The sequence below is a fragment of the Luteococcus sanguinis genome (assembly GCF_039527675.1).
Lineage (GTDB): Bacteria > Actinomycetota > Actinomycetes > Propionibacteriales > Propionibacteriaceae > Luteococcus > Luteococcus sanguinis.
In genome coordinates this window covers 212,109-233,775 of record NZ_BAAAKI010000004.1, presented here as the reverse complement: position 1 = coordinate 233,775, position 21,667 = coordinate 212,109, and the positions used below count along the sequence as shown (strand labels likewise).

The 21,667-nt window shown below is 68.7% G+C and carries 19 protein-coding genes; 5 read left to right on the top strand and 14 right to left on the bottom strand.

Annotated elements, in window-relative coordinates; all coding sequences use genetic code 11:
- The 8 genes from ABD089_RS04795 to ABD089_RS04760 form a co-directional block, all read right to left on the bottom strand.
- On the bottom strand, positions 1–1,563 hold a 1,563-nt coding region (locus ABD089_RS04795; protein WP_343885078.1), incomplete at its 3' end, for an NADH-quinone oxidoreductase subunit G.
- On the bottom strand, positions 1,560–2,882 hold the full coding sequence (gene nuoF / locus ABD089_RS04790) for an NADH-quinone oxidoreductase subunit NuoF (protein ID WP_343885077.1): 1,323 nt from the start codon (positions 2,880–2,882) through the stop codon (positions 1,560–1,562). The genes nuoF and ABD089_RS04795, both read right to left, overlap by 4 nt.
- Complete coding sequence (nuoE, locus tag ABD089_RS04785; RefSeq protein ID WP_343885076.1) at positions 2,879–3,628, bottom strand: NADH-quinone oxidoreductase subunit NuoE; 750 nt, start codon at positions 3,626–3,628, stop codon at positions 2,879–2,881. Before nuoE ends, nuoF begins: the two co-directional genes overlap by 4 nt.
- 121 nt (positions 3,629–3,749) lie before the next feature.
- Positions 3,750–5,096, bottom strand: coding sequence for an NADH-quinone oxidoreductase subunit D (locus ABD089_RS04780; protein WP_343885075.1), 1,347 nt, complete (start codon positions 5,094–5,096; stop codon positions 3,750–3,752).
- A 1-nt stretch (position 5,097) separates the two neighbouring features.
- On the bottom strand, positions 5,098–5,889 hold the full coding sequence (locus ABD089_RS04775; RefSeq protein WP_343885073.1) for an NADH-quinone oxidoreductase subunit C: 792 nt from the start codon (positions 5,887–5,889) through the stop codon (positions 5,098–5,100).
- Complete coding sequence (locus ABD089_RS04770; protein WP_343885072.1) at positions 5,886–6,434, bottom strand: NADH-quinone oxidoreductase subunit B; 549 nt, start codon at positions 6,432–6,434, stop codon at positions 5,886–5,888. The genes ABD089_RS04775 and ABD089_RS04770 overlap by 4 nt, the downstream gene beginning before the upstream one ends.
- A gap of 24 nt (positions 6,435–6,458) precedes the next feature.
- Positions 6,459–6,818: an NADH-quinone oxidoreductase subunit A gene (locus tag ABD089_RS04765; protein WP_343885071.1), complete on the bottom strand. Its 360-nt coding sequence runs from the start codon at positions 6,816–6,818 to the stop codon at positions 6,459–6,461.
- A 61-nt stretch (positions 6,819–6,879) separates the two neighbouring features.
- On the bottom strand, positions 6,880–8,148 hold the full coding sequence (locus ABD089_RS04760; RefSeq protein WP_343885070.1) for a geranylgeranyl reductase family protein: 1,269 nt from the start codon (positions 8,146–8,148) through the stop codon (positions 6,880–6,882).
- A gap of 246 nt (positions 8,149–8,394) precedes the next feature.
- On the opposite strand from ABD089_RS04760, the gene ABD089_RS04755 reads away from it, so the two are divergent.
- A complete protein-coding gene (locus ABD089_RS04755; RefSeq protein WP_343885069.1) occupies positions 8,395–9,636 on the top strand; it encodes an isochorismate synthase in 1,242 nt (413 codons plus the stop codon).
- A gap of 57 nt (positions 9,637–9,693) precedes the next feature.
- On the opposite strand, the gene ABD089_RS04750 is transcribed toward ABD089_RS04755, so the two are convergent.
- Complete coding sequence (locus tag ABD089_RS04750; protein ID WP_343885386.1) at positions 9,694–11,241, bottom strand: DUF6297 family protein; 1,548 nt, start codon at positions 11,239–11,241, stop codon at positions 9,694–9,696.
- A 92-nt stretch (positions 11,242–11,333) separates the two neighbouring features.
- Positions 11,334–11,978 carry an ABC transporter ATP-binding protein gene (locus ABD089_RS04745; protein ID WP_386769112.1) on the bottom strand — a complete coding sequence of 215 codons (645 nt, stop codon included), beginning with the start codon at positions 11,976–11,978 and terminating at the stop codon, positions 11,334–11,336.
- 17 nt (positions 11,979–11,995) lie between these two features.
- Between ABD089_RS04745 and ABD089_RS04740 the strand changes: the two genes are divergently transcribed.
- The 3 genes from ABD089_RS04740 (at position 11,996) to ABD089_RS04730 (ending at position 15,414) form a co-directional block, all read left to right on the top strand.
- Positions 11,996–12,802: a demethylmenaquinone methyltransferase gene (locus ABD089_RS04740; RefSeq protein ID WP_386769138.1), complete on the top strand. Its 807-nt coding sequence runs from the start codon at positions 11,996–11,998 to the stop codon at positions 12,800–12,802.
- Positions 12,803–12,810: 8 nt separating this feature from the next.
- Positions 12,811–14,550 carry a TM0106 family RecB-like putative nuclease gene (locus ABD089_RS04735; RefSeq protein ID WP_343885065.1) on the top strand — a complete coding sequence of 580 codons (1,740 nt, stop codon included), beginning with the start codon at positions 12,811–12,813 and terminating at the stop codon, positions 14,548–14,550.
- Between the two features lie 66 nt (positions 14,551–14,616).
- A complete protein-coding gene (locus tag ABD089_RS04730) occupies positions 14,617–15,414 on the top strand; it encodes a GNAT family N-acetyltransferase (protein ID WP_343885064.1) in 798 nt (265 codons plus the stop codon).
- Positions 15,415–15,459: 45 nt separating this feature from the next.
- Here ABD089_RS04730 and menD read toward each other — a convergent pair whose 3' ends face one another.
- From menD to ABD089_RS04710, 4 genes are read right to left on the bottom strand one after another with little or no spacing between them, the layout of a single operon-like run.
- Positions 15,460–17,082, bottom strand: a complete 1,623-nt coding sequence (menD, locus tag ABD089_RS04725) for a 2-succinyl-5-enolpyruvyl-6-hydroxy-3-cyclohexene-1-carboxylic-acid synthase (RefSeq protein ID WP_343885063.1) — start codon at positions 17,080–17,082, stop codon at positions 15,460–15,462.
- Entirely contained in the window at positions 17,079–18,032 is a 954-nt protein-coding gene (locus ABD089_RS04720; protein WP_343885062.1) for an o-succinylbenzoate synthase, read from the bottom strand. The genes menD and ABD089_RS04720 overlap by 4 nt, the downstream gene beginning before the upstream one ends.
- Before the next feature lie 39 nt (positions 18,033–18,071).
- Positions 18,072–18,947, bottom strand: coding sequence for a 1,4-dihydroxy-2-naphthoate polyprenyltransferase (locus tag ABD089_RS04715; protein WP_343885061.1), 876 nt, complete (start codon positions 18,945–18,947; stop codon positions 18,072–18,074).
- Between the two features lie 12 nt (positions 18,948–18,959).
- Complete coding sequence (locus ABD089_RS04710; protein ID WP_343885060.1) at positions 18,960–20,087, bottom strand: AMP-binding protein; 1,128 nt, start codon at positions 20,085–20,087, stop codon at positions 18,960–18,962.
- 178 nt (positions 20,088–20,265) lie between these two features.
- Here ABD089_RS04710 and ABD089_RS04705 point away from each other — a divergent pair, with 178 nt between their 5' ends.
- The gene (locus ABD089_RS04705) at positions 20,266–21,558 is read left to right on the top strand and encodes an MFS transporter (protein WP_343885059.1); all 1,293 of its coding nucleotides are present in this window, start codon (positions 20,266–20,268) and stop codon (positions 21,556–21,558) included.
- The last annotated feature ends 109 nt before the right edge of the window (positions 21,559–21,667 follow it).

Here is a 21,667-nt window from a genome sequence, read left to right as displayed (position 1 = left end):
GTCGCCGACCTGACGTCCACCGGGCAGCAGGTTCGGCAGGCAGCCGGCCTCGATCGCGCCCATGTCACCGGCGCGGCGCGGGATCCACGCGAGCCGGGCACCGGTGCGGTCGGCCAGTTCGGCCACCGCGGTCAACGTTCCGGCGCTGGTCGCGGCCCGCTCCCCCACCAGGATGATCGTGCCCGCGTCGGCCGCCAGACCGGAGACGACCGAGGCCTCGGCACCCGGGGTGGCTGGCACCAGCGTCGCTCCCAGCTTGCGGGAGCCACGGGAGATCAGGGAGCCGACCGTCTGGACCTCGAGCTTGTTCTTGCGGAAGGCCTTGCGCAGGCGCAAGAAGACGATCGGGCTCTCATCCTCGGGCTCGAAGCAGACGAGGACGACCTTCTTCGCGGCCTCGAGGTCGGTGTAGGTCACCGAGTCGGCCAGCGTGCGCCCCGCGACGCGGGAGGCCAGGAAGCCCGTCTCCTCCGCGCTGAGCGGGCGGGAGCGGAAGTCAATGTCATTGGTGCCCAGCACGCCGCGGGCGAAACGTCCGTAGGCGTAGGCGGTCTCGGCCAGCAGACGGCCGCCGGTCAGCACGCCGACGCTGTTGCCGGCGGCCTTGAGGCCGGTCACCGCGGCATCGATCGCCTCGGGCCAGCTCGCGGGCTCCAGCACGCCATTGCGACGCACCAGCGGGGTGGTGACCCGGTCGGTGCCGCGGGCGTAGGTGAAGGCGAAGCGACCCTTGTCGCAGTTCCACTCCTCATTCACCTCTGGCGCGTCACCGGCGAGGCGTCGCTTCACCTGGAAGTGACGCTGGTCGGAGCGCAGCTCGCAGCCGGCCGCGCAGTGTTCACAGGTGGTGGTCACACTGACGAGGTCGAACGGACGGGCCTGGAAACGGTAGGCGGCGCTGGTGAGGGCACCGACGGGGCAGATCTGGATGACATTTCCCGAGAAGTAGGAATCGAAGGGCTGCGCTTCGAAGTTGCCCACCTGCTGCAGGGCCCCGCGTTCGACGAGCGCGATGAAGGGGTCACCGGCGATCTGCTCGCTGAAGCGGGTGCAGCGTGCACACAACACGCAGCGCTCGCGGTCGAGCAGGATCTGCGCCGAGATGTTCACCGGCTTGGGGAAGGTGCGCTTCAGGTCATGGAAGCGGGACTCGGCGGCACCATTGGCCATCGCCTGGTTCTGCAAGGGGCACTCGCCGCCCTTGTCGCAGATCGGGCAGTCCAGTGGGTGGTTGAGCAGCAGGAACTCGATGTTGCCCGCATTCGCCTTGGCCGCGACCTCGCTGGTGTGCCCGGTCTTGACCTGCATCCCGGGCGCGACCTCCATGGTGCACGCGGCCTGCGGCTTCGGCATGCCGCGTCCGTTGCCCATGTCGGGCACCTCGACCAGGCACTGGCGGCAGGAGCCCGCCGGCTCAAGCAGCGGGTGGTCACAGAAGCGTGGGATGGCGATGCCGACCTTCTCGGCGGCGCGGATGACCAGCGAACCCTTGGGGACGCTGACCTCGACGCCGTCGATGACGAGGCTGACCTCTTCCTGCTTCGGAGCGACGTCGGTGCTCATGCGTGGCCTCCTTGTGACGCGACCGGGAAGATCGCCGACTTCTCGTAGGGGAAGAGCTCCCACGCCGGGGTGCCATTGCAGCCCGCCTCGAACTCGTCCCGGAACTTGCTGATGTAGCCGTTGAGCATCATCGCGAAGGAGTCACCCAGCAGGCAGAAGCTGCGGCCGGCGACATTGCCCGTCACGTCGATCAACTTGTCGACGTCCCCGGGCTGGCCCTCACCGCGCTCGATGCGCTGCATGATCTGGGTGGTCCACCACGACCCCTCGCGGCAGGGTGAGCACTTGCCGCACGACTCGTGCTTGAAGAACTCCATGTAACGCAGCGCCGCACGCACGGCCGAGGTGGTCTCGTCGAAGACCTGGATGGCCTTCGAGCCGAGCATCGTGCCCTTGGCGGCCAGCGACTCGTAGTCCATCGCGACGTCGATGTCGTCGGCCGTCAGGATGGGGGCCGACGCACCGCCGGGGCAGAAGAACTTGAGCTGGTGTCCGTCGCGGATGCCACCGGCCAGGTCGATCAGCTCCCGCATCGTGATGCCCATCGGCGATTCGAACTGGCCGGGGTTCTTCACGTGACCGGAGACCGAGTAGAGCGTGAAGCCCTTGGACTTCTCGGTGCCCATGGCCTGGAACCAGTTGGCGCCGTTGTTGATGATCGAGGGAACCGAGGCGATGGTCTCGACGTTGTTCACGATCGTCGGGCATGCGTAGAGGCCGGCGACGGCGGGGAAGGGGGGCTTCAGGCGGGGCTGGCCACGGGTGCCCTCGAGCGCAGACAGCAGCGCGGTCTCCTCGCCACAGATGTACGCGCCTGCTCCGGCGTGCACGGTGATCTCCAGGTCGAAGCCAGTGCCCAGGATGTTCTTGCCCGCGTATCCGGCTGAGTAGGCCTCACGGACGGCCTGCTGCAGGCGACGGATCGGGTGCAGCACCTCGCCGCGGCAGTAGATGAAGGCGTGGTGGGAGTTGAACGCGTAGCAGGCGATGATGATGCCCTCCAGCAGCGTGTGCGGGGTGGCCATCATCAATGGGATGTCCTTGCAGGTACCCGGCTCCGACTCGTCGGCATTGACGACGAGGTAACGGGGGTTCGGGTTGTCCTTGGGCAGGAATCCCCACTTGACACCGGCGGGGAAGCCGGCGCCGCCCCGGCCGCGCAGGTTGGCGTCCTTGACGAGGTTCGTCACGTCGTCCGGTGCCATGCCGAGCGCGGTGCGCAGGGCCTTGTAGCCACCCTGCGACTCGTACACACCCAGCTTCCAGGAGCGCTGTTCGCCCCAGTTGGCGGTGAGGACGGGAGAGATCAGGTCGGTCACTTCTGCTCCTCCGGCTTGGGCTCGGGCGCGGGGATGGACGCCGGGTCGGGCGCCCCCCAACCACGCTCACGCGCGATGTTCAGGCCGGTCAGCGATGCGTGGCCTGCGGTGGGGCCCTCGTCGGCCCGTCCGTCGGGGAAGCCGGCGAGTACTCGCTCGGCCTCCTTCCAGCTGGTGATCTTCGCGCCGCGGGTGGAGTGGACCTCTTCACCGCTGCGCAGCTTGTCGAGCAGGTCGACGGCCGTGTCGGGGGTCATGTTGTCCATGAACTCCCAGTTGACCATCATCACCGGCGCGAAGTCGCAGGCCGCATTGCACTCGACGGCCTCCAGCGAGATCTGGCCGTCGGGGGTGGTCTCCCCCGCCTTGATGCCCAGGTGCTTCTCGCAGGTGTCCATCAGGTAGTCGCCGCCCATGATCGCGCACAGGCTGGTGACGCAGACACCGACGTGCTGGGTGCCGGCCGGGCGACGCTTGTACATCGTGTAGAAGGTCGCGACGCCGTTGACCTGCGCCTCGCTCACGCCCACCAGTTCGGCGACGACCTGCACGCCCGCGGGGCTGATGCGTCCGTCCACGGACTGCACGTAGTGCAGCATCGGCATGATCGCCGAGCGCGGTTGGGGGTAGCGGTCGAGGATGTAGCGCATCTCCTGGACATTCGCCTCGGTGAGGCTCGTGGACTGGTCGGTGTGGTCGACGTCGCCCGAGACCTCGAAGTGTGACTGGAATTCGTGGCCACTCATCAGTTGGAGCTCCTCTTGAGTTCAATTCCTGACACGAGTGCAGCTCCGAGCCTGCGGGGAGCGGTGCGCACGAGTGCTACGGGGGTTTGGAGGGGGGTCATCCCCCCTACTGTGAGGGCGATCACCGGTCGACACCGCCCATGACGGGGTCGATCGACGCGACACAGGGCACCACGTCGGCCAGCTGGCCACCCTCAGTGAGGGCGGGAAGCACCTGCATGTGGTTGAAGCCTGGGTCGCGCAGGTGCGCGCGGAAGGGACGCGTGCCGCCGTCGGAGACGAGGTGCATGCCGAGCTCGCCGCCCGGGGCCTCGACCGCCGTGTAGATCTGGCCGGCAGGTACCTTGAAGCCCTCGGTGACGGCCTTGAAATGGTGGATCAGCGCCTCCATGGACTCGCCCATGATGTGCTTGATGTGCTCGTTCGAGTTGCCCTGGCCATCGGGGCCCAGTGCGAGCTGTGCGGGCCACTTGATGTGCGGGTCTGCGACCATCACGGGCTGGCCGGCGGTGGCCTCCAACTTGGTGATGACCTGGCGCAGGATGCGCACGGACTGATTCATCTCCTCCAGACGGATGCGGAAGCGTCCGTAGCAGTCGGGGTTGTCCCAGGTGGGCACGTCGAACTCGTAGTTCTCGTAGCCGGAGTAGGGCTGCGTCTTGCGCAGGTCCCAGGGGTAGCCGCAGCCACGCAACGAGGGGCCGGTGACACCCAGTGCCATCGCGGTGCTCAGGTCGAGCATCCCGACGTTGACCGTACGGGCGCGGAAGACCGGGTTCTCGTTGCAGAAGCTGGCCAGCTCGGGCAGGTACTTGTCCATCCGGGCCACCAGCTCACGCAGGCGGTCCAGCCCGTCCTCGGGCATGTCGACGGCCACACCGCCGGGGCGGATGTAGGCGTTGTTCATGCGCAGGCCGGTGACGGCCTGCAGGAACTCCAGGCAGATCTCGCGCTCACGCAGGCCGACTTCGGCCACCGAGGAGGCGCCGAGCTCCAGGCCACCCGTGCCCACCGCGATCAGGTGGGAGGCGATCCGGTTGACCTCCATCACCATCACGCGCATGATCTGCGCGCGCTCCGGCACCTCGATGCGCAGCAGCTTCTCCACCCCGAGGCAGTAGGCGGCCTCGTTGAAGATGCTGGCCACGTAGTTGGCGCGGGTGATGTAGGTGACGCCCTGGGTCCAGGTGCGGTACTCCATGTTCTTCTCGATGCCCGTGTGCAGGAAGCCGACGCCCGGGCGCAGCGAGACGACCGTCTCACCGTCGAGCTCGAGGATCAGGCGCAGCACGCCGTGCGTCGAGGGGTGGTGCGGGCCGAAGTTGACGACGATCGTCTCGTCGGAGCGCTCGGACTGCTCGTTGACGATGTCGTCCCAGTCGGAGCCCTGGGTGAGGTACACCTTGTCGGGCGTCTCGTCGCCGGCCTGCGCGTACAGGTCGGTGGTGTCGTTCACGGCATGGCTCATCTCAGTAGCTCCTGCGCTGGTCCGGCGGGGGCACCTGGGCGCCCTTGTACTCGACGGGGATGCCACCCAGCGGGTAGTCCTTGCGCTGGGGGTGGCCTACCCAGTCGTCCGGCATCAGCACGCGCGTCAGCGCGGGGTGGCCGTCGAAGATGATGCCGAACATGTCCCAGGCCTCACGCTCGTGCCAGTCGGCCATCGGGTAGGTCGCGACGATCGAGGGAATGTGCGGGTTCGCGTCCGGCACGGCCACCTCGAGGCGGATCCGACGATTGTGGGTGTACGAGAGCAGGTGGTAGACCACGTGCAGCTCGGCGCCGGCCTGCGAGGGGTAGTGCACGCCGCTCACCGAAGCGCACTGCTCGAAGCGCAGCTGGGCGTCGTCGCGCAGGTGCTTGACCAGCTCGGGGAGCTGGGCGGGGTCGACGAAGAAGGTGATCTCGTCGCGGTCGACGACGACGCGCTGGGCTGCGAAGCCGGGCACCAGTGCAGCCATCCGGTCGGCGACCAGGTCGAACCAGCCACCGTAGGGACGGGCGCTGACGCCGGGCCACTCGACGGCGCGCTCGATGCCACCGAAGCCGGAGGTGTCACCGGAGGTGTTGCCCCACATGCCCTTGGTGTGCCCGATCACGTACGGGCTGGGCTGGGCGTCCTCACGCTCGAGGCCGGCCGTCGGGGCGGAGTCCTGCGCGGCGGGAACCTTCTCGTCGATGGTCTTGCCGGAGCCCTCGACGGGCTTCACGTCCGCCTTGTTCTCGGGTGCCTTGTTCTCGGGTGCCTTGTTCTCGCTCATCGCATGAGGCCCTTCATCTCACGGGTGGAGGGGGCGACCAGTGCCTTGGCCTCGGCCTGCTCCTCCGCCCGCTTCATGTCGCCCAGCAGCGGGTAGTGCTGGATGTCGTTGCGCAGCTTGAAGATGGCGTCGATCAGCTGGTCGGGGTTGGGCGGGCAGCCGGGCAGGTAGTAGTCGACTGGCACGACATGGTCACATCCCTGCACGATCGCGTAGTTGTTGAAGATGCCACCCGAGCTGGCGCAGGCTCCCATCGAGATGACCCACTTGGGGTTGGGCATCTGGTCGTAGAGCTGGCGCACGACGGGCGCCATCTTCTGGCTCAGGCGACCCGAGACGATCATCAGGTCGGCCTGGCGCGGTGACGCGCGGAAGACCTCGTGGCCCCAGCGGGCCGCGTCATGGCGCGGGCCGCCGTAGCTGATCATCTCGATCGCGCAGCAGGCCAGGCCCATGGTCAGCGGCCAGAAGGAGGTCTTGCGCAGCCAGCCGACGATGGCCTCCGATGAGGCCAGCAGGACGCTGCCTTCTTCTTCGTTGCTCATTTCGATACCTTTCGCTGCTGCTCGTCAGTCCCAGTCCAGGCCGCCGCGGCGGTAGACGTAGAAGTAGGCGATGAAGACGGTCACCATGAACAGGATCATCTCGACCACGGCGAACAGGCCGAGGCGGTGGAAGCTCACCGCCCATGGGTAGAGGAAGACGATCTCGATGTCGAAGATGATGTAGAGCATCGCGATGACGTAGTACTTCACCGGGAAGCGACCGCCGCCGGCAGCGTGCGGGGTGGGCTCCATGCCGCACTCGTAGCTCTGGGACTTCGCACGGTTCTTGCGACGGGGGTTGAACAACAGGTTCAACGCCACCATCACGACGACGAACAGCACCGCCAGCAAGAAAATCCCGACGATCGGCGTGTAGGCGTTCATCTACGTCCGCCCTTCCTGGTTTGGTTCGGTTGCTTCATTCTCGACCCTGCCTTCTCCCCCGTCACGCCGGAGGTGCCAGCCGGGTCAAGGTGTTGATGATCCGATCACTCGCGTCGCGCCCCGGATGGTCCGTCAGGTTAGCCAGCAACTTGTGGACCAGTCGCATCAGGTGCTTCCTGGGCAAACCGTAACGGACGCACACCTTCATCACGGTGGGGTGGCCGATCAGCCACGCGAAGATGTGCCCCAGACGGAAGTAGCCGCCGAAGGACTCCCGCACATGCCTCGAGTAGCCCCTGAGGGCGAGCTCGGCTGCATCGGTGCCGAAACCGGCCAGCTTGGCCTGTGCGATGGCGTCCGCTGCCAGCTCGGCGGCCTCGAGCGCATAGTCGATGCCCTCCCCGTTGAAGGGGTTCACCATGCCACCCGCATCGCCCACCAGGAGCATTCCATTGGCGTACGTGGGGGTGCGATTCAGCCCCATCGGGAGCGCGGCGCCGCGGATCGGGCCGATCTGGTTCTCCTCGCTGAGGCCCCACTCGGCCGGCGTTGCGGCCAGCCAGCGCTTCATCAGGTCCTTATAGTCGGTGCTGCCGAAGGCCTCCGAGCTGCTCAGCATGCCCAGGCCGACGTTGACGATGCCGTTGCCCATCGGGAAGATCCAGCCGTAGCCGGGCAGCACATTGGACGAGCCCGGCTCGCCGTCCCACAGCTCCAGCCAGCTCTCCATGAAGTCGTCCGCACCGCGCGGCGAGCGGTAGTAGGCGCGCACTGCGACGCCCATCGGGCGCTTCTCCAGCTTCTCGACGCCCATCGCGATACCGAGGCGGGAGGAGACGCCGTCCGCGGCCACGACGACGGGGGCGCGGAACTCGCGTCCGTCCTTGGTGGTGACCCCGACGATGCGTCCGCCCTCGCGGATGGGAGCGGTGACGGCGGCACCCTCGACCAAGGTCGCACCCAGCAAGGCGGCATGGCGGGCCAGCTTCTCGTCCAGGTCCATCCGCGCGCAGGTCAGACCATAGGGGGGGAAGTCGGCCAACTGCGGCCACGGCATGAACAGGTCGTCGCCGCTGTTGAGCTGGGCATGGCCGCCATAGATGCGCAGGCCTTCGTTGCGGTGGAAGCCGTTGGACTCGGAGATGTCGACGCCGAGGCGGACGAGCGAGCGGACGGCGCGGGGAGTGAGGCCATCGCCGCAGATCTTGTCGCGCGGGAAGGTCGCCTTCTCCAGCAGGATCACGTCGAGGCCGCGTCGGGCGAGGTGCGCAGCAGTGGCCGATCCACCCGGACCGGCCCCGACGACCACCACGTCGGGAGTCTGCGCCATTCGAGCTCTCCTGTCCGGTTCCACGTCGCGCCAGTCGGCGCGCAGTGCACCGGGGTCGAGCCCGGGCACTGGGCAGGAGTCTAGGCCCTTTGCGAGCGTGGCTCCACCCGGCGTGCCGCAGGGGTCATTCACCGGATGACCAGCGCAAATGCACCTATTAACGCAACCGCTTCGTTGTGGAAATTGGACCGGCACGCGCAGGGCGGGCAGCACCGCGGCCGGGGTGTAGGCATTAGCATCTGCCACGTGATTGTGAATCCCGGATCAGAGCGGATGCGAGCGCGGACGATCGCGATCCCTGACCCCGGCAACCTGGAGCGATTCCTCGTACCGGGCAACTCGCAGGCCTTCCTGCGGCGCGGGGACGGGATCGTCGGCATCGGCGAGGCCGCACGCTTCTGCCCCGACTCGCTGGACGCTGCCGACATCTGGTGGGACGAGTTCGTCGCGGACCTCGAACACGAGAGTGAGCTGTGGGGTGTGCGCGGTGTTGGCCCCGTTGCCTTCGGTTCGTTCACCTTCGATCCGGACCACACCAGCGAGCCGTCCAGCTTCGTGGTGCCGCAGGTGATCGTCGCCCGCCGCCGGGAGCGCGCCTGGCTGACCGTCATCGGTCGCGGTGACGACCTGGCGGAGCAGATGCCGGACGTGCAGCCCTGGCCGGAGGCACCGGTTGGTGTCAGCTGGCGTGACGGCGGGCTGGGGGCCAGGGCCTGGGGCGGGATTGTCGGCGAGGTCGTGGACCTGCTGACCAAGGGGCCGGTGGAGAAGGTCGTGCTGGCCCGCGACATCGTCGCCACCGCCTCCGAGCCGATCGACGAACGCTGGCTGGTGCAGCAGTTGGTCAACTCCTACCGCGACTGCTGGGTCTACTCGGTGGACGGCCTGGTGGGCGCGAGCCCGGAGATGTTGGTTCGCCGCGACGGTGGGCTGGCCACCTCCAGGGTGCTGGCCGGGACGATGCGCCGCAGCGAGGTCGCGGAGGACGATGCCCTGCTCGCCAACAGACTGACCGCCTCCCTGAAGGACCTGCGCGAGCATGAGTTCGCCGTCGAGTCGGTGAGCAAGGCCCTGTCACCGTTCTGCGATGCCATGAACGTGCCAGACGCGCCCTACGTCCTGGAACTGCCCAATGTGCTCCATCTGGCCACCGACATCACGGGTGTCGCCTCCCCCGGTGCCAGCTCGCTGCGCCTGGCCGCCGCCCTACACCCGTCCGCTGCGGTGTGCGGGACGCCGACACACCTGGCCCGCGACCTGATCGCCGAGGTCGAGGGCCTGGACCGCGGACGCTACGCCGGCCCGGTCGGCTGGATCGACACGCAAGGCGACGGCGAGTGGGCCATCGCCCTGCGCGGTGGGCTGGTGCGCGGCAACGAGCTGCAGGCCTTCGCGGGTTGCGGGATCGTGCGAGGTTCCGAACCCGAGCAGGAGATCGCCGAGACGATCGCCAAGTTCCAGCCAATCCGTGAGGCGCTCGGCGGCTGACGAACCACCCTCAAGTTTGTCGAGGGGCCCCTCCGGCCAGCTCGGGTAGCGGCCGGGCTATTTCCTTCCCGCCTCGCGGTCGGCCTTGGTCTGGGCCTTGAGCTCGGCGAGCTGCTTGCGCTGTTCCTCCTGCTGGGCGAGCATGTCGGCCTGGTTGAGGCCACCCATCCGCAGGAAGGTCCAGGCGATGAAGGCGAGCACCAGCGAGATCCACGGCGAACCCCCGAGCAGCACCGGGAGACTCACCAAGGCGACCATGTCGAAGCCGCGGAAAAGGTTGAACATCAGCCCGGGCGGCAGCGCGCCCATCGAGGTCGCCATCATCGGGGCGTTGTAGTCGGCGGGCTTCGCCGAGACCCAGCGGACGGCGGCCACCAGACCAGCGACGGCCGTGACCAGCGCCAACATCACGGCCCGGGTCGGCTCGCGGTGCTGCTCGGCGCCGATGCCGACAAAGGCCGGCGTCACGAGCACCCACCACAACGCGGCCAGCACCGTCGGCACGATGGTCGCGGCCTGGCGCACGTCGGCGGTGCCGTAGGGCAGGCAACGAGCCAGGCCCTGGGTGCGGGACAGCACCCGCAACGAGCCGAACAGCGGGATCAGCGCCGCCATCAGCACGAGCGCCGATATCACCACGTTGAGCGAGCCCAGCCCCAGCGCCTGCACGGCATAGGGGACGATCGCGCTGGCGACCAGGGTCAGCAAGGGACGCGGGAACCGGATCAGACGTTGAACGTCCCGCCAGACCAGCGCCCGGAGCCCCAGGCCACGCCCACGGGTGGGGCGAACGCTGCCGCGGGCCGCCGCCTGGCGTTCGACGAGGATGTCGCGCATCAGGGCGAAGTCGAGCGCGAAGGCCGCACCCTGCATGCCCTGCACCAAGGAACCACCAGACATCAGCCGGGCGCGCGGGATCCGCCACAGGCGGTGCCCGGCGATCGCCAGACCGGCGACGGCCAGCACTGCGCCGAGCGCGGCCACGATGCCTGCCAGCTGGACCGTGTGGTCCTGGTCGACCTGGACACTGCGCCAGCCGGTTGCGGTGGCGACGACCGCCAGCAGTGCGCCAACGCCTGCCAGACCGGCGATGGCCTGGATGGCCTGCACGAAGATCGTCCGCTCGGCGCCCTGCTCGGCCGCGGCGAACCCGACCAGCCCGGCAGCACCCAGGCCGGTGGCAGCCGTCCATGCCAGCACGGCACTGGCCGACGAGCCGGTCAGGGCGGCCACCAGGGCGCCCAGCACGGCACCGGCGACCAGTGCGGCGCCGACGGCCATCCAGAGGCGACGGCGCAGCAGGCGCTCCCGGTGCAGCGGCGCGTCCATCAGCCAGAAACCCTCGGCGGCGCTGGCCAGCACCGGGCCGAACAGGCGGCTGGCGCCCAGCACCAGCGCGAAGACTCCGGCCAGCGCGGCCCACGGGAGCAGCCCACGTCCGGATGTGCAGGCCTGGGTGGCGCAGTCGCTGGCCACCTGCTGGGCCTTGATGATCACGTTGATGACCATCGCGGCCACCATCACGAGCGCGAAGACGGCCACATAGGCGTCCTGCAGGGCGTCCCACACCGAACGCGTGGCGCGACCCTTGCGCCAGTCCTTCATCAGCAGCAGCAGCTGCTTCTCGTCCGCCTCGGTCTCGATCGCGGCGGGCGTCGCCCACTGCGTCGGGCCGGCGGAGCTGTTGGCCTCGGTGCTCATCCGCGCTTGCCACCCAGCTGGACGGAACGGGCACCCAGGGCCGCTACCAGGCTCGGCTCGTGACTGGCCATCACGATGGCCAGTCCCTCGTCCAGATCGCGGCGCAGGCGCTGGCCCAGCCACTCGATGCCCTCGACGTCGAGGCGCTGCTCCGGCTCGTCCAGCACCAACAGCTTGCGGGGACGGACGAAGGCCGTCGCCAGTGCGAGACGGCGGCGCTGGCCGGACGACAGCGTGGTGGGCAGCTGCCCTGCCTGCGGCACCAGCTGCACCTCCTCCAGCACCTCGTCCACCAGCGCGTCGGCATCATCCAGGCCGTGGGCGCGGGCCAAAAGGTCCAGGTGCTCCACGACGGACAGGTCGGGGAAGAAGTCGAGGTCGTCGATGACCGTCGCGACATTGCGTCGGATCTCGGGGTTGGACTCCTGCATCCGCAGGCCGCAGACCTCGACGGTGCCCTCGCTGGGGCGGTCGGCGCCGACGATGCAGCGCAGGACGGTCGACTTGCCCGCGCCATTGCGCCCGGTGAGTGCGACGGCCTCGCCCTCGCCCACCTCCAGGTTGAACTTGTCGACGATCACGTGGTCGCCGTATGACTTGGTGAGGTCGCTCACCTTGAGGACGGTCTTGCGCTTGGACATGGGCCCCATTGTGGTGCATCCCAGAAGCCCTTCCGTCCGGTGCCTCGGATGCGGCTTCGAACACCGCATCGAACACCGCCCGAGGAACGTCCCCAAGAACCGTGGGAGCCGTGTGGGAAGCTAGGTGGGTGTTCGAGACCCGTGCCACCCTTGCCAAGCGCCGCGCTGATGTCGCGTCCATGTTCGACGGCGTCGCCAAGCGTTATGACCTGATGAACGACGTGATGACGTTGGGGGTCCAGCGCCAGTGGCGCAAGGACGTGGTGGAGGCCGTCGATCCCAAGCCGGGGCAGCGGATCCTCGACCTCGCAGCTGGCACCGGCAGCAGCTCTGCCACCTTCGCCGCCGAGGGAGCGCAGGTCTTCCCCACCGACATCAGCCTCGGCATGCTGGGCGTCGGACGGGAGCGCCAGCCGCACCTGCAGTTCGTCGCCGGGGACGCGCTGGAACTGCCCTACGCCGACGGCGTCTTCGACTGCGTGACGATCAGCTACGGCCTGCGCAATGTCGAGGACACGCTGGCCGCCTTGACGGAGATGCGTCGCGTCACCCGCCCGGGTGGGCAGGTCGTGATCTGTGAGTTCTCCACCCCGACGCTCGCTCCCCTGCGCTACTTCTACAAGGAGTGGATGACGCGCATCATCCCCGCCATGAGCGCACTGTCGTCCAACTCGGCTGCCTACGACTACCTGGCGGAGTCGATCCTGGGCTGGCACGACCAGCAGGCCCTGGCAGACCTGATGGACGAGGCCGGTTGGAGGGCCGTGGGCTGGAAGAACCTGAGCCAGGGCATGGTGGCGCTGCACCGCGGCTGGGCCGCCTGAGGCTGCGGATGGACATACTTCTGGACGCCTACGCGGCACGCTCGTGCCCGGTCAAGACGCAGAACCAGTACGACCCGACGCTCACGCAGCCCGAAGCGGTGGTCGACGAGGCCCTCACCGAGCTCTTCGCCGGTGGCAAGGCCTTCGAGGACGACATGCTGGCCGCCATCTGCCGGCGCAGCGAGGTGTTGGACCTACGCCCGCAGGCCCATCTGGGGCGCCAGTTCGTGATCGAGGCGACGCTGGCGGCGCTGGCCGCCGGGGAGCGGATCATCGTGGGCGGCAGGTTACCCGCCGACCCGGTGGGTGGACGCCGGGGCCAGGCCGACCTTTTGGTGCGGGGACCTGACCGGAGCGACGGACGTCCGGGGTATGCCCCCGTCGAGGTGAAGCGGCACCGGGTGCTCGAACAGGCTGCCCCCGAGGTGGGGCTGCGCTTCAGCCGGCTGGAATCTCCTGGTTGGGCCGACTGCGAGGAGCTGATGGGTTGGTCCTTCAAGCCCTCCCGCGACCAGGACCTGCTGCAGATGGCCCACTACTGGCGCCTGTTGGACGCCACGGGACATGCGGCGGAGGTCCCGCTGGCCGGGGTGATCGGCACCGACATCCTGCGTCCCCACGCCGCCGAGCCGGTGGTCAGCTGGGTTGAGCTGACCCGCAAGTTCCTGCGCACCTTCTCCCGGACGGCCCTCACCGGCTGGACGCTGCGCTCCCCGTTGGAGCGCTATGACCACGAGTTCGGGTTCCGGATGAAGGTGGCCGAGCGGGCGTCCCAGCGCACCGGTGGCCCTGACGACCCGCGGCAGATGGTCCAGCCGATCGTGGTGCGCGAGTGCGAGCACTGCATCTGGTGGGAGGTCTGCAAGCCTCAGTTGGACGACGACGACCTCAGCCTGCGGATCAACAAGTCGCCCCTCGACGTGCGCGAGATCTCCGTGCTGCGCCATCACGGCATCAACACCCTGGCCGACCTGGCCAGCGCCGACGTCGAGGGAATGATGGAGGCATACCTCCCCGAGGTGGCCCACCGCCAGGGCGCTGCTCACCGGCTGAGGCTGGCCGCTCGCCGGGCGGCGCTGATGCTCTCCGGAGTGGAGCTGGAGCGATTGACGGCCGACCCCATCGAATTGCCCGAAAGCGACCTGGAGATCGACTTCGACATCGAAACCTCGGCCGGGGACCGGGTGTACCTGTGGGGTTTCCTGGTGCACGATCGGTTCAGCGACGCTGACCCGTGGTACCACGAGTTGAGCTCTTTCACCGACCTGGACAATGACTCGGAGGTCGCGCTCGCGCGAGCGGCGATCATGTGGCTGGACCAACTGCTGTCCGAGCGGCCGGGGATGAAGGTCTACCACTACTCCGACTACGAGGTCGTGCACCTGATGCGGCTGGCTCGCCGCAGCGGCGACGCTGACCTGGTGGCCGCCGCGAAGCGCGTCCGAGGCTCCTTCGTCGACCTGTTCCTGCTGATCAAACAGCACTTCTTCGGCACCAACGGACTCGGGCTGAAGGTGGTTGCCCGCTCGGGGGCTGGTTTCGAGTGGCGCGACGATGACCCGGGCGGCCTGAACTCGCAACGCTGGTTCAGCGACGCCGTGCACGGCTCGGACGCCTTGGCGAGGGCCGAGGCGAGGCGCCGGGTGCTGGAGTACAACGAGGACGACGTGCGGGCCACCCACCAGCTGCGCCAATGGTTGCGTTCCCTGGAGGGCACCGACATCTCCACCCCTGCCGACCCCGAGTGAGCTCGTGGGCTTGGGCTGGCGCAAAATCGCTTGTGCGACCGAGGTTGGGCGCGACACTGTCATGGGATGAACCCCGATGAACTGCTGCGCCGCTATGACGAGCAACTGCGTGCCGAGGCCGAGGTGTACGACGCGGACGAGGTGGTGCGCATCGGCCCGCTGCTCGCCGCCAGCTTCCCCAAGCGCGGGCGCGGTTTCGTCACCTATCGGGAGATCCCGACGTGGCTCGACCTGGCGCCGCTGGTCGCGAGGGTCGTCCAGCACTATGCATCCGACGCACGGATCGACCACTTCGAGTGGAAGACGAGGGGCCACGACCCACTGCCAGAGCTACGTGGTCTGCTGGAGGGTGCTGGCTTCGTCTTCGAGGACGAGGAGACCGTGATGGCGGGCACGATGGAGGCGGTGATCGCCGCGGGATCCGGCCTGCCTGCTGGGTACAGCCTTGAGCGTGCGGACGGCCAGGAGCAGCTGCGCGCGGCCGAGGCGCTCGCCGGAGATGTCTTCGGGGATGCCCCGGGTGACTCCCTGCGCCGTGCCGACGAACTCGTGGCGCGCTTCGAGGCCGACCCGGATTCGTTCGAGATGTGGCTGGTGCGTGATGGGTCAGGCGAGGTGGTGTGTTCCGGACGCGTCGACTTCGTCCCCGGCACCGACTTCGCGGGCCTGTGGGGAGGCGCCTGCGACGAGCACCATCGCGGCAAGGGTCTGTACCGGGCGATCACGGCCGAACGCGCCCGCTCGGCCAAGGCCCACGGCAAGAACTACCTGCAGTCCGACTGCACCGAATACTCGCGCCCCATCCTGGCCCGAGCTGGCCTGGTGCCCATCACGACCACCACCCCAGCCGTCTGGCATCGCTGACGGCGCCGAGTCGAGGTTGGCGCAGCACGACTGGGCAGCGTGGGGCTAGAGGGAGGCCAGGCGCTCTGCCCAGGCGCGGCGGTCGTCCCGTGAGATGGGCACCACCAGGGCCTCGGGGCCCTGGACGGGGACCAACAGGCGCGAGGCGAGCTCGGAGGTGTCCGTCACCGATGCCACCTGCCAGCCGTAGGCCACTGCCACCTGGGCAGGGTCCACGTCGTGGGGAGTGCCGAAGACCCGCTCGAAGTCGTCCGCATGCTCCGGACCCCCTTGTTCGAGGGTGTGGAAGATTGACCCGCCCGCATCGCTCGCGACCACGATGCGCACCAACGGAGGGCGTTCGAGGCGTCCGAGCCACAGCCCGCCGACGTCGTGCAGGAAGGTCAGGTCGCCCATCAGGGCAGTCACCGGCTCCCCCAGCCCGAGGTGCACACCGATGGCGGTCGAGATGGTGCCGTCAATGCCGGCCAGCCCGCGGTTCGCGTAGACGCGCGGCGCCCCGTCGCCGATCGCGGCAAGATCGGCATCCCGGATCGGATTCGATGAACCCAGCACCAGCGCCCCGTCACCCACCCGGTCGACGACCAGTTCGGCCAGACGTCCCCCGTCGAGTCGTCCGCCCTCATCGATTTCACGCCGGGCCATCTCAATCTTGATCTGCAGGGTCTGGTCGCCGGTGAGCCACTGGTTGGTCCAGTGGGGGTCACCGGGAGCCAGGTCGACGGCGTCGACCACGGCCCGTGCGCTGAACCCCGGGTCGACCCAGGTGGCTTGGTCGGCCACCAGCACCACCTCGACGTCGCGCCGGGCCAACAATCGGCTCACCGGCCGCGACAAGGTCGGACGTCCGAAGACGATGACCCGCTCGATCCGTCCGCCGAGATCGGCCTTGTCGAGCAGCAATCGGTAGGTCGCGATCGCCCTGTCACCGGAGCGAGCATTGCTGGACGGTTCGGCCAGCAGCGGCAGGTTGGCGGCCTGGGCCAGCACCCGCGCCCGCCGCCCGAGCGCCACGGGGGCGTCACCGGCCAGCACCACCGTGCGCGCACCCACGGGCAGCTCAAGACGCGAGGTCCCGCTGACCGCGGGCGTGACGGCCAGCGGCTGGGCGGGCGACGGTTTCTCGTCCGTGGGCAGCAGGGGGACATCGAAGGCCAGGTTCACCTGCACCGGGCCGGGGTTGCGGGTGCGGGTGCCGGCGGCCAGCGCCAGCGCGCGGCGCAGCTGGAAACGCCAGCCGTCTGGTTCGCCATTGCTACTGGCCAACCGGGCGGCGGCGCGCACCTGGGCACCGAAGAGCCCAGCCTGGTCGGTGGTCTGGTTGGCGCCGGAGTTGATCATGGAAACGGGACGGTCTGCCGAGAGGACCACCAGCGGGACGCCCGCATGGTTGGCCTCCATCACGGCCGGCATCAGGTTGCCCACCGCGGTCCCGGATGTGGTGGCGATCGCCACCGGACGGCCATCCACCTTGGCGATGCCGAGCGCGATGAAACCAGCACTACGCTCGTCGATCCGGACGTGCAGGCGAAGCTCCCCCCGTTCGTCCGCGCGGCGCAGTGCGATCGCCAAAGCGGCGCTGCGGGAGCCGGGAGACAGGACTACATCTCGCACACCTGCCTCGAGCAACTGTTCGACGACGACCTGCGCGAGGAGCCACGAGCTCATGCGCACACCTCCCGCACACGGGCCAGGCGCTGCGTCCACCACTGTTCCCGATCAGACGGGGCGGCCAACCGCGCCAGCGCGTCGCCGTCCACGAGCACATCTCGCACCAGCAGCGACCCGTCGGTGGCGACCAGCGGCACGGCCGCCACGTCATCGGCGAACAGCGCGAGGGTGTTCAATCCGCAGGCATGGGGCAGCTCGGGGAGCGCCGCGGCGAGCGCCACGCCCATCCGGATCCCGACGCTGGTCTCGAGGGCGGAGCTGACCACCACGGGCAGCCCAAGTTGCTCTGCCAGCTCCAGACAGCGCCGCACCCCACCCAGCGGCTGGACCTTGAGCACGGCCACGTCCGCAGCCTCCAGTTCCACGACGCGCTGCGGGTCTGCGGCCCGGCGGATCGACTCGTCCGCAGCGATCGGGACGTCGATACCGCGGCGCGCCAGTTCCCGGCGCAACTGGGCCAGTTCCTCGACGCTGGCGCAGGGTTGTTCGGCGTACTCAAGGCCGAATCTGCCCAGTTGCTTCAGCGCGTCGACGGCAGTCTCGACGTCCCAGCCACCATTGGCATCGACGCGGATTCGCCCCCTCGGTCCGATCGCGTCGCGCACGGCCTCGATGCGGTCCAGGTCGTCGGACAGATGCTGGCCACGCTCGGCGACCTTGACCTTCGCGGTGCGGCAGGAGCTCGCGGACACGATGGCGTGCGCCTGCGCGAAGTCGACGGCCGGGACGGTGACGTTGACGGCAACACGGTCTCGGACGGGCGCCGGGAACCCGGTCTCGGCCGCCTCTCGGGCGGCTGCCCACCAGTTGGCGGCCTCGGCGTCGTCGTACTCGGTGAAGGGGCTCCACTCCGCCCAACCGGCCGCGCCGCGCACCAGCATCCCCTCACGGGTGGTGATACCGCGAAAACGCGTCCGCATCGGGACCTGCCAGCAGTGGAGTTGCACCCCGACAGCGTAGCCAGCGCGGTGGGAGTGGATGCGTGCTCAGCCGAGCAGGCAGCCGACCAGCAGGCCGAGGGCCACGGTGAGCTCGGCGAAGCCCGTGTCGCGCAGCACCGGGATCAGCCCTCGTCCGTCCGCGCCGCCGAGGATGGCCCGCACACAGGGGACGACGAAGACGAGGCAGGCAAGCCCGAGCAGCGCCGACCAGGTCGTCAGCGCGGCCAACCCGACGACGCACGCGACGGCCACTGCACACAGCAGGACGTAGAAGCGGCGGGTGCCGGCGTGCCCGAGGCGGGTGGCCAGGGTCCGCTTGCCGACCAGCCGGTCGCCGTCGATGTCGCGCAGGTTGTTGGCGACCAGGATCGCGCAGGCCAGCGATCCCATCGACACGGCTGCCAGAAGCACGGCGAGGTCAACGCCATCGGTCATCACGTAGTGCGTGCCACAGGTCGCGACCAGGCCGAAGAAGATGAAGACGAAGACCTCACCCAGCCCGGCGTAGCCATAGGGGTGCTCACCACCGGTGTAGAACCAGGCAGCGAGGATGCAGCACACGCCGACCACCAGCAGCCACCAGTGCTGGGACCAGACGACCAGCCCCAGACCAGCAAGGGCACCGACGCCGAAGGACACGAAGGCTGCTGCCTTCACCTGGGCAGGACGGGCGGCCCCCGAACCGACCAGCCGCATCGGGCCCACGCGGTCGTCGTCGGTGCCGCGTATGCCGTCGGAGTAGTCGTTGGCGTAGTTGACGCCCACCTGCAGGGCGAGCGCGACGACGAAGGCGAGCAACGCCATGCCGAGGTTGAGACTGTCAGCCCAAGCGGCCGTCGCTGATCCGGCCAGCACGGGCGCCCCGGCTGCCGGCAGGGTGCGCGGACGGGCGCCCTCTATCCACTCGGAAACTGTCGCCACGAAAGCCTCTTCCTAGTTCTCCCCAGCGCGTCGATCGGTCAGGGCGGCCACGATGGCCCGCCGGTCGATCTTGCCAGAGGTGGTGAGCGGCAGCACGTCAAGGCGTTCCAAACGACGCGGGAGCGCCGCCCCCGACAGGTCGGCTCGGAGTCGTTCCTGGTACCAGTCGAGGTCGTGGGCGTGCTCGGTGACGACGAGCGTGACGCGTTGGCCCCACTCCGCGTCCGGGAGGGCGACGACCACCCCCGGGCACACAGCTGAACCGTCGAGTGCATCCACGGCCCGTTGGACGGCGGCCAGGTCGACGTTGACTGCTCCGCTGACCATGACGTCGTCCATCCGACCGAGCACGCGCAGCCGTCGCGGCTCGGCTCCGGCCAGCCATGCGCCGCGATCCTGGGTACGAACCCGTCCTTCGACCAACACCTCCTCGGTGAGGTCAGGGCGGCCGCGATAGCCGCTGAAGACCATCTCGCCGCCGAGGTGGATGCGTCCGTCGTCGTCCAGTTCGACGTCGACGCCGGGCAGCGGCTCGCCGTCCCAGACGCAGCCGCCGCAGGTTTCCGACATGCCATAGGTGGTGACCAGCCGCAGCCCCTGCCCACGGGCCCGTTCCAACAGCCCCGGATCGACGGACGCACCGCCCAGCAGGACGACGTCGTAGCGGGCCAGCCGCTCCAGCACTGCTGACTCCTCCATCGCGCGGAACAGTTGCGTGGGAACGATCGAGATGGCATTGGCGGTGGCCGGGTCAGGCTCCAGACCGCCAAGACGAGGGGCGGCCACCCGCACCCTCGTCCCCTCCAGCAAGGCTCGGACGTGCACCATCAGGCCCGCGACGTACTGGTCGGGCAGCGCATTCGTCCACGTGATGCGGCCCAGACCCAAGGCGTCGAAGCGTTCCCGGGCCGAGGCCGCAGCCGCCCGCAGGGAATCCGATGACAGGACGACCGCCTTGGGCTTTCCGGACGAGCCGGAGGTGGTGACGATCACGCCACCATGGATGCCCTCGACGTCCACATCGGGAAGGACCACGGCCCGCGCTGCATCGTCCGCCAGGGGCGCGAGCACCATCTCGTCGGCGATCACCGCGGGCAACAGGGTGGCGACCTCGTCAGGACGGCACAGGGTGGGGCGCATGGCTCACGATGCTAGCCCCGGGAGCCGTGCCCAGGCCCCAGGCCCCAGGCCCCAGACGAGGGTGTTAGGTTGGCAGGCGGCCCGTTCCGAGACCATGCGGGCGGAACCATGGCGACCAGGATCATGCGAATCCAGGATCATGCGAATCCAGGATCATGCGAATCAAGGAGTGGCAGCGGTGGCGAGCAGTTCGACCTTTGCCAGCCTGGCGAACCCGAACTACCGCACCTACTTCATCGGTGGCACGCTCGCCAATGTCGGCGGCTGGATGGCCCGTACCGCCCTTGCCTGGCTGGTGCTCGTGGAACTGCCGAACGGCAGCGCCCAACACCTCGGGTACCAGACGGCCTGCACCTTCCTGCCCGGCCTGTTGCTGACCCCCCTTGCGGGGACGGTCGCCGACCGTTTCCCCAAGCGCAAGGTGCTGATGACCACCGGGGCCATCAGCCTGGTCGCGTTCACCACCCTCGCGCTGCTCACGATCAGTGGACGCATCGAGTTGTGGCACGTGCTCGCGCTCTCCCTGCTCGACGGCCTGGGTTTCGCCTTCGATGGGCCAGCGCGACAGGCCTTCGTCGCCGAGATCGTCCCGGTCGAGCAACTTCCCAATGCCATTTCCCTGAACTCGGCCAGCTTCAATGCCGCACGCCTCCTGGGCCCGGGCCTGGGTGGGGCCCTGATCGCCCTGGTAGGGACCGGTTGGGTGATCGCCATCAACGTCCTCGCGATCGGCGTGATGATCGCGGCACTGGCACTGATGGACACCTCCCTGTTGCACCCGTCGAAGCCCGCAAGCGGACGCAATGCCGGTTTTGTCGGCGGCCTCAAGCACGTCCGACGACGCCCCGACCTGCTGGTGCTGTTGTGCGTCGGGCTTGCCGTCGGCGGGCTGGGTTTCAACTACAACATCTCGAACGCCGTGATGGCCACCGAGCGGTTCCGTCGGGGAGCTGGTGAGTACGGGTCCATTGGTTCCGTCATGGGCATCGGGGCGCTGGCCGCCGCGCTGTGGTCGGCCCGCCGCGGGCAGCCACGGTTGCGGCACGTCATCCTGGGCATGGCCGGCTACGCGGTCTTCAACGCCGCTGCCGCCCTGGCGCCCAACTTCCTGGTCTTCGTGGCACTGCAGGCACCTGTCGGCTTCTTCACCATCACCGCCCTGGTCACCGGCAACTCGTTGCTGCAGACCGCCACCGCCCCGCAGATGCGCGGTCGCGTGATGGCGCTGTGGGGTCTGGCCATCACCGGCATGGCGCCGATCATCTCGCCGGTGGTCGGCTGGTTGGGCGACCGCTTCGGACCGCCCGCGACCATCTGGTTCGGCGTCACCTGCGTCACCATTGCCACCGCCCTGATCGTGGTCACGATCATGACCCGCGAGAGCATCCACCTGCGCCTCGACCGGCACAAGCGTGCCCCGTGGTTGCGTCTGGAGCGACTGATCACCCGCGACGTCGACCAGCAGCGCTGAGTTCACCACCGCGTCACCAGCGCCTCCTAGGGTGCGGACATGAGCATTTCCGTCGTAGCGCACCGTGGTGATTCCGAGGCTGCCCGGGAGAACACCCTCGAGGCCTTCC

Bases quoted from the DNA above. Each gene is read 5' to 3' on its own strand.
- nuoE (WP_343885076.1), bottom strand. From the start codon at position 3,628: ATGAGTGGCCACGAATTCCAGTCACACTTCGAGGTCTCGGGCGACGTC.
- ABD089_RS04780 (WP_343885075.1), bottom strand. From the start codon at position 5,096: ATGAGCCATGCCGTGAACGACACCACCGACCTGTACGCGCAGGCCGGC.
- ABD089_RS04775 (WP_343885073.1), bottom strand. From the start codon at position 5,889: ATGAGCGAGAACAAGGCACCCGAGAACAAGGCACCCGAGAACAAGGCG.
- ABD089_RS04770 (WP_343885072.1), bottom strand. From the start codon at position 6,434: ATGAGCAACGAAGAAGAAGGCAGCGTCCTGCTGGCCTCATCGGAGGCC.
- ABD089_RS04765 (WP_343885071.1), bottom strand. From the start codon at position 6,818: ATGAACGCCTACACGCCGATCGTCGGGATTTTCTTGCTGGCGGTGCTG.
- ABD089_RS04760 (WP_343885070.1), bottom strand. From the start codon at position 8,148: ATGGCGCAGACTCCCGACGTGGTGGTCGTCGGGGCCGGTCCGGGTGGA.
- ABD089_RS04750 (WP_343885386.1), bottom strand. From the start codon at position 11,241: ATGAAGGACTGGCGCAAGGGTCGCGCCACGCGTTCGGTGTGGGACGCC.
- ABD089_RS04745 (WP_386769112.1), bottom strand. From the start codon at position 11,978: ATGTCCAAGCGCAAGACCGTCCTCAAGGTGAGCGACCTCACCAAGTCA.
- ABD089_RS04735 (WP_343885065.1), top strand. From the start codon at position 12,811: ATGGACATACTTCTGGACGCCTACGCGGCACGCTCGTGCCCGGTCAAG.
- ABD089_RS04730 (WP_343885064.1), top strand. From the start codon at position 14,617: ATGAACCCCGATGAACTGCTGCGCCGCTATGACGAGCAACTGCGTGCC.
- menD (WP_343885063.1), bottom strand. From the start codon at position 17,082: ATGAGCTCGTGGCTCCTCGCGCAGGTCGTCGTCGAACAGTTGCTCGAG.
- ABD089_RS04710 (WP_343885060.1), bottom strand. From the start codon at position 20,087: ATGCGCCCCACCCTGTGCCGTCCTGACGAGGTCGCCACCCTGTTGCCC.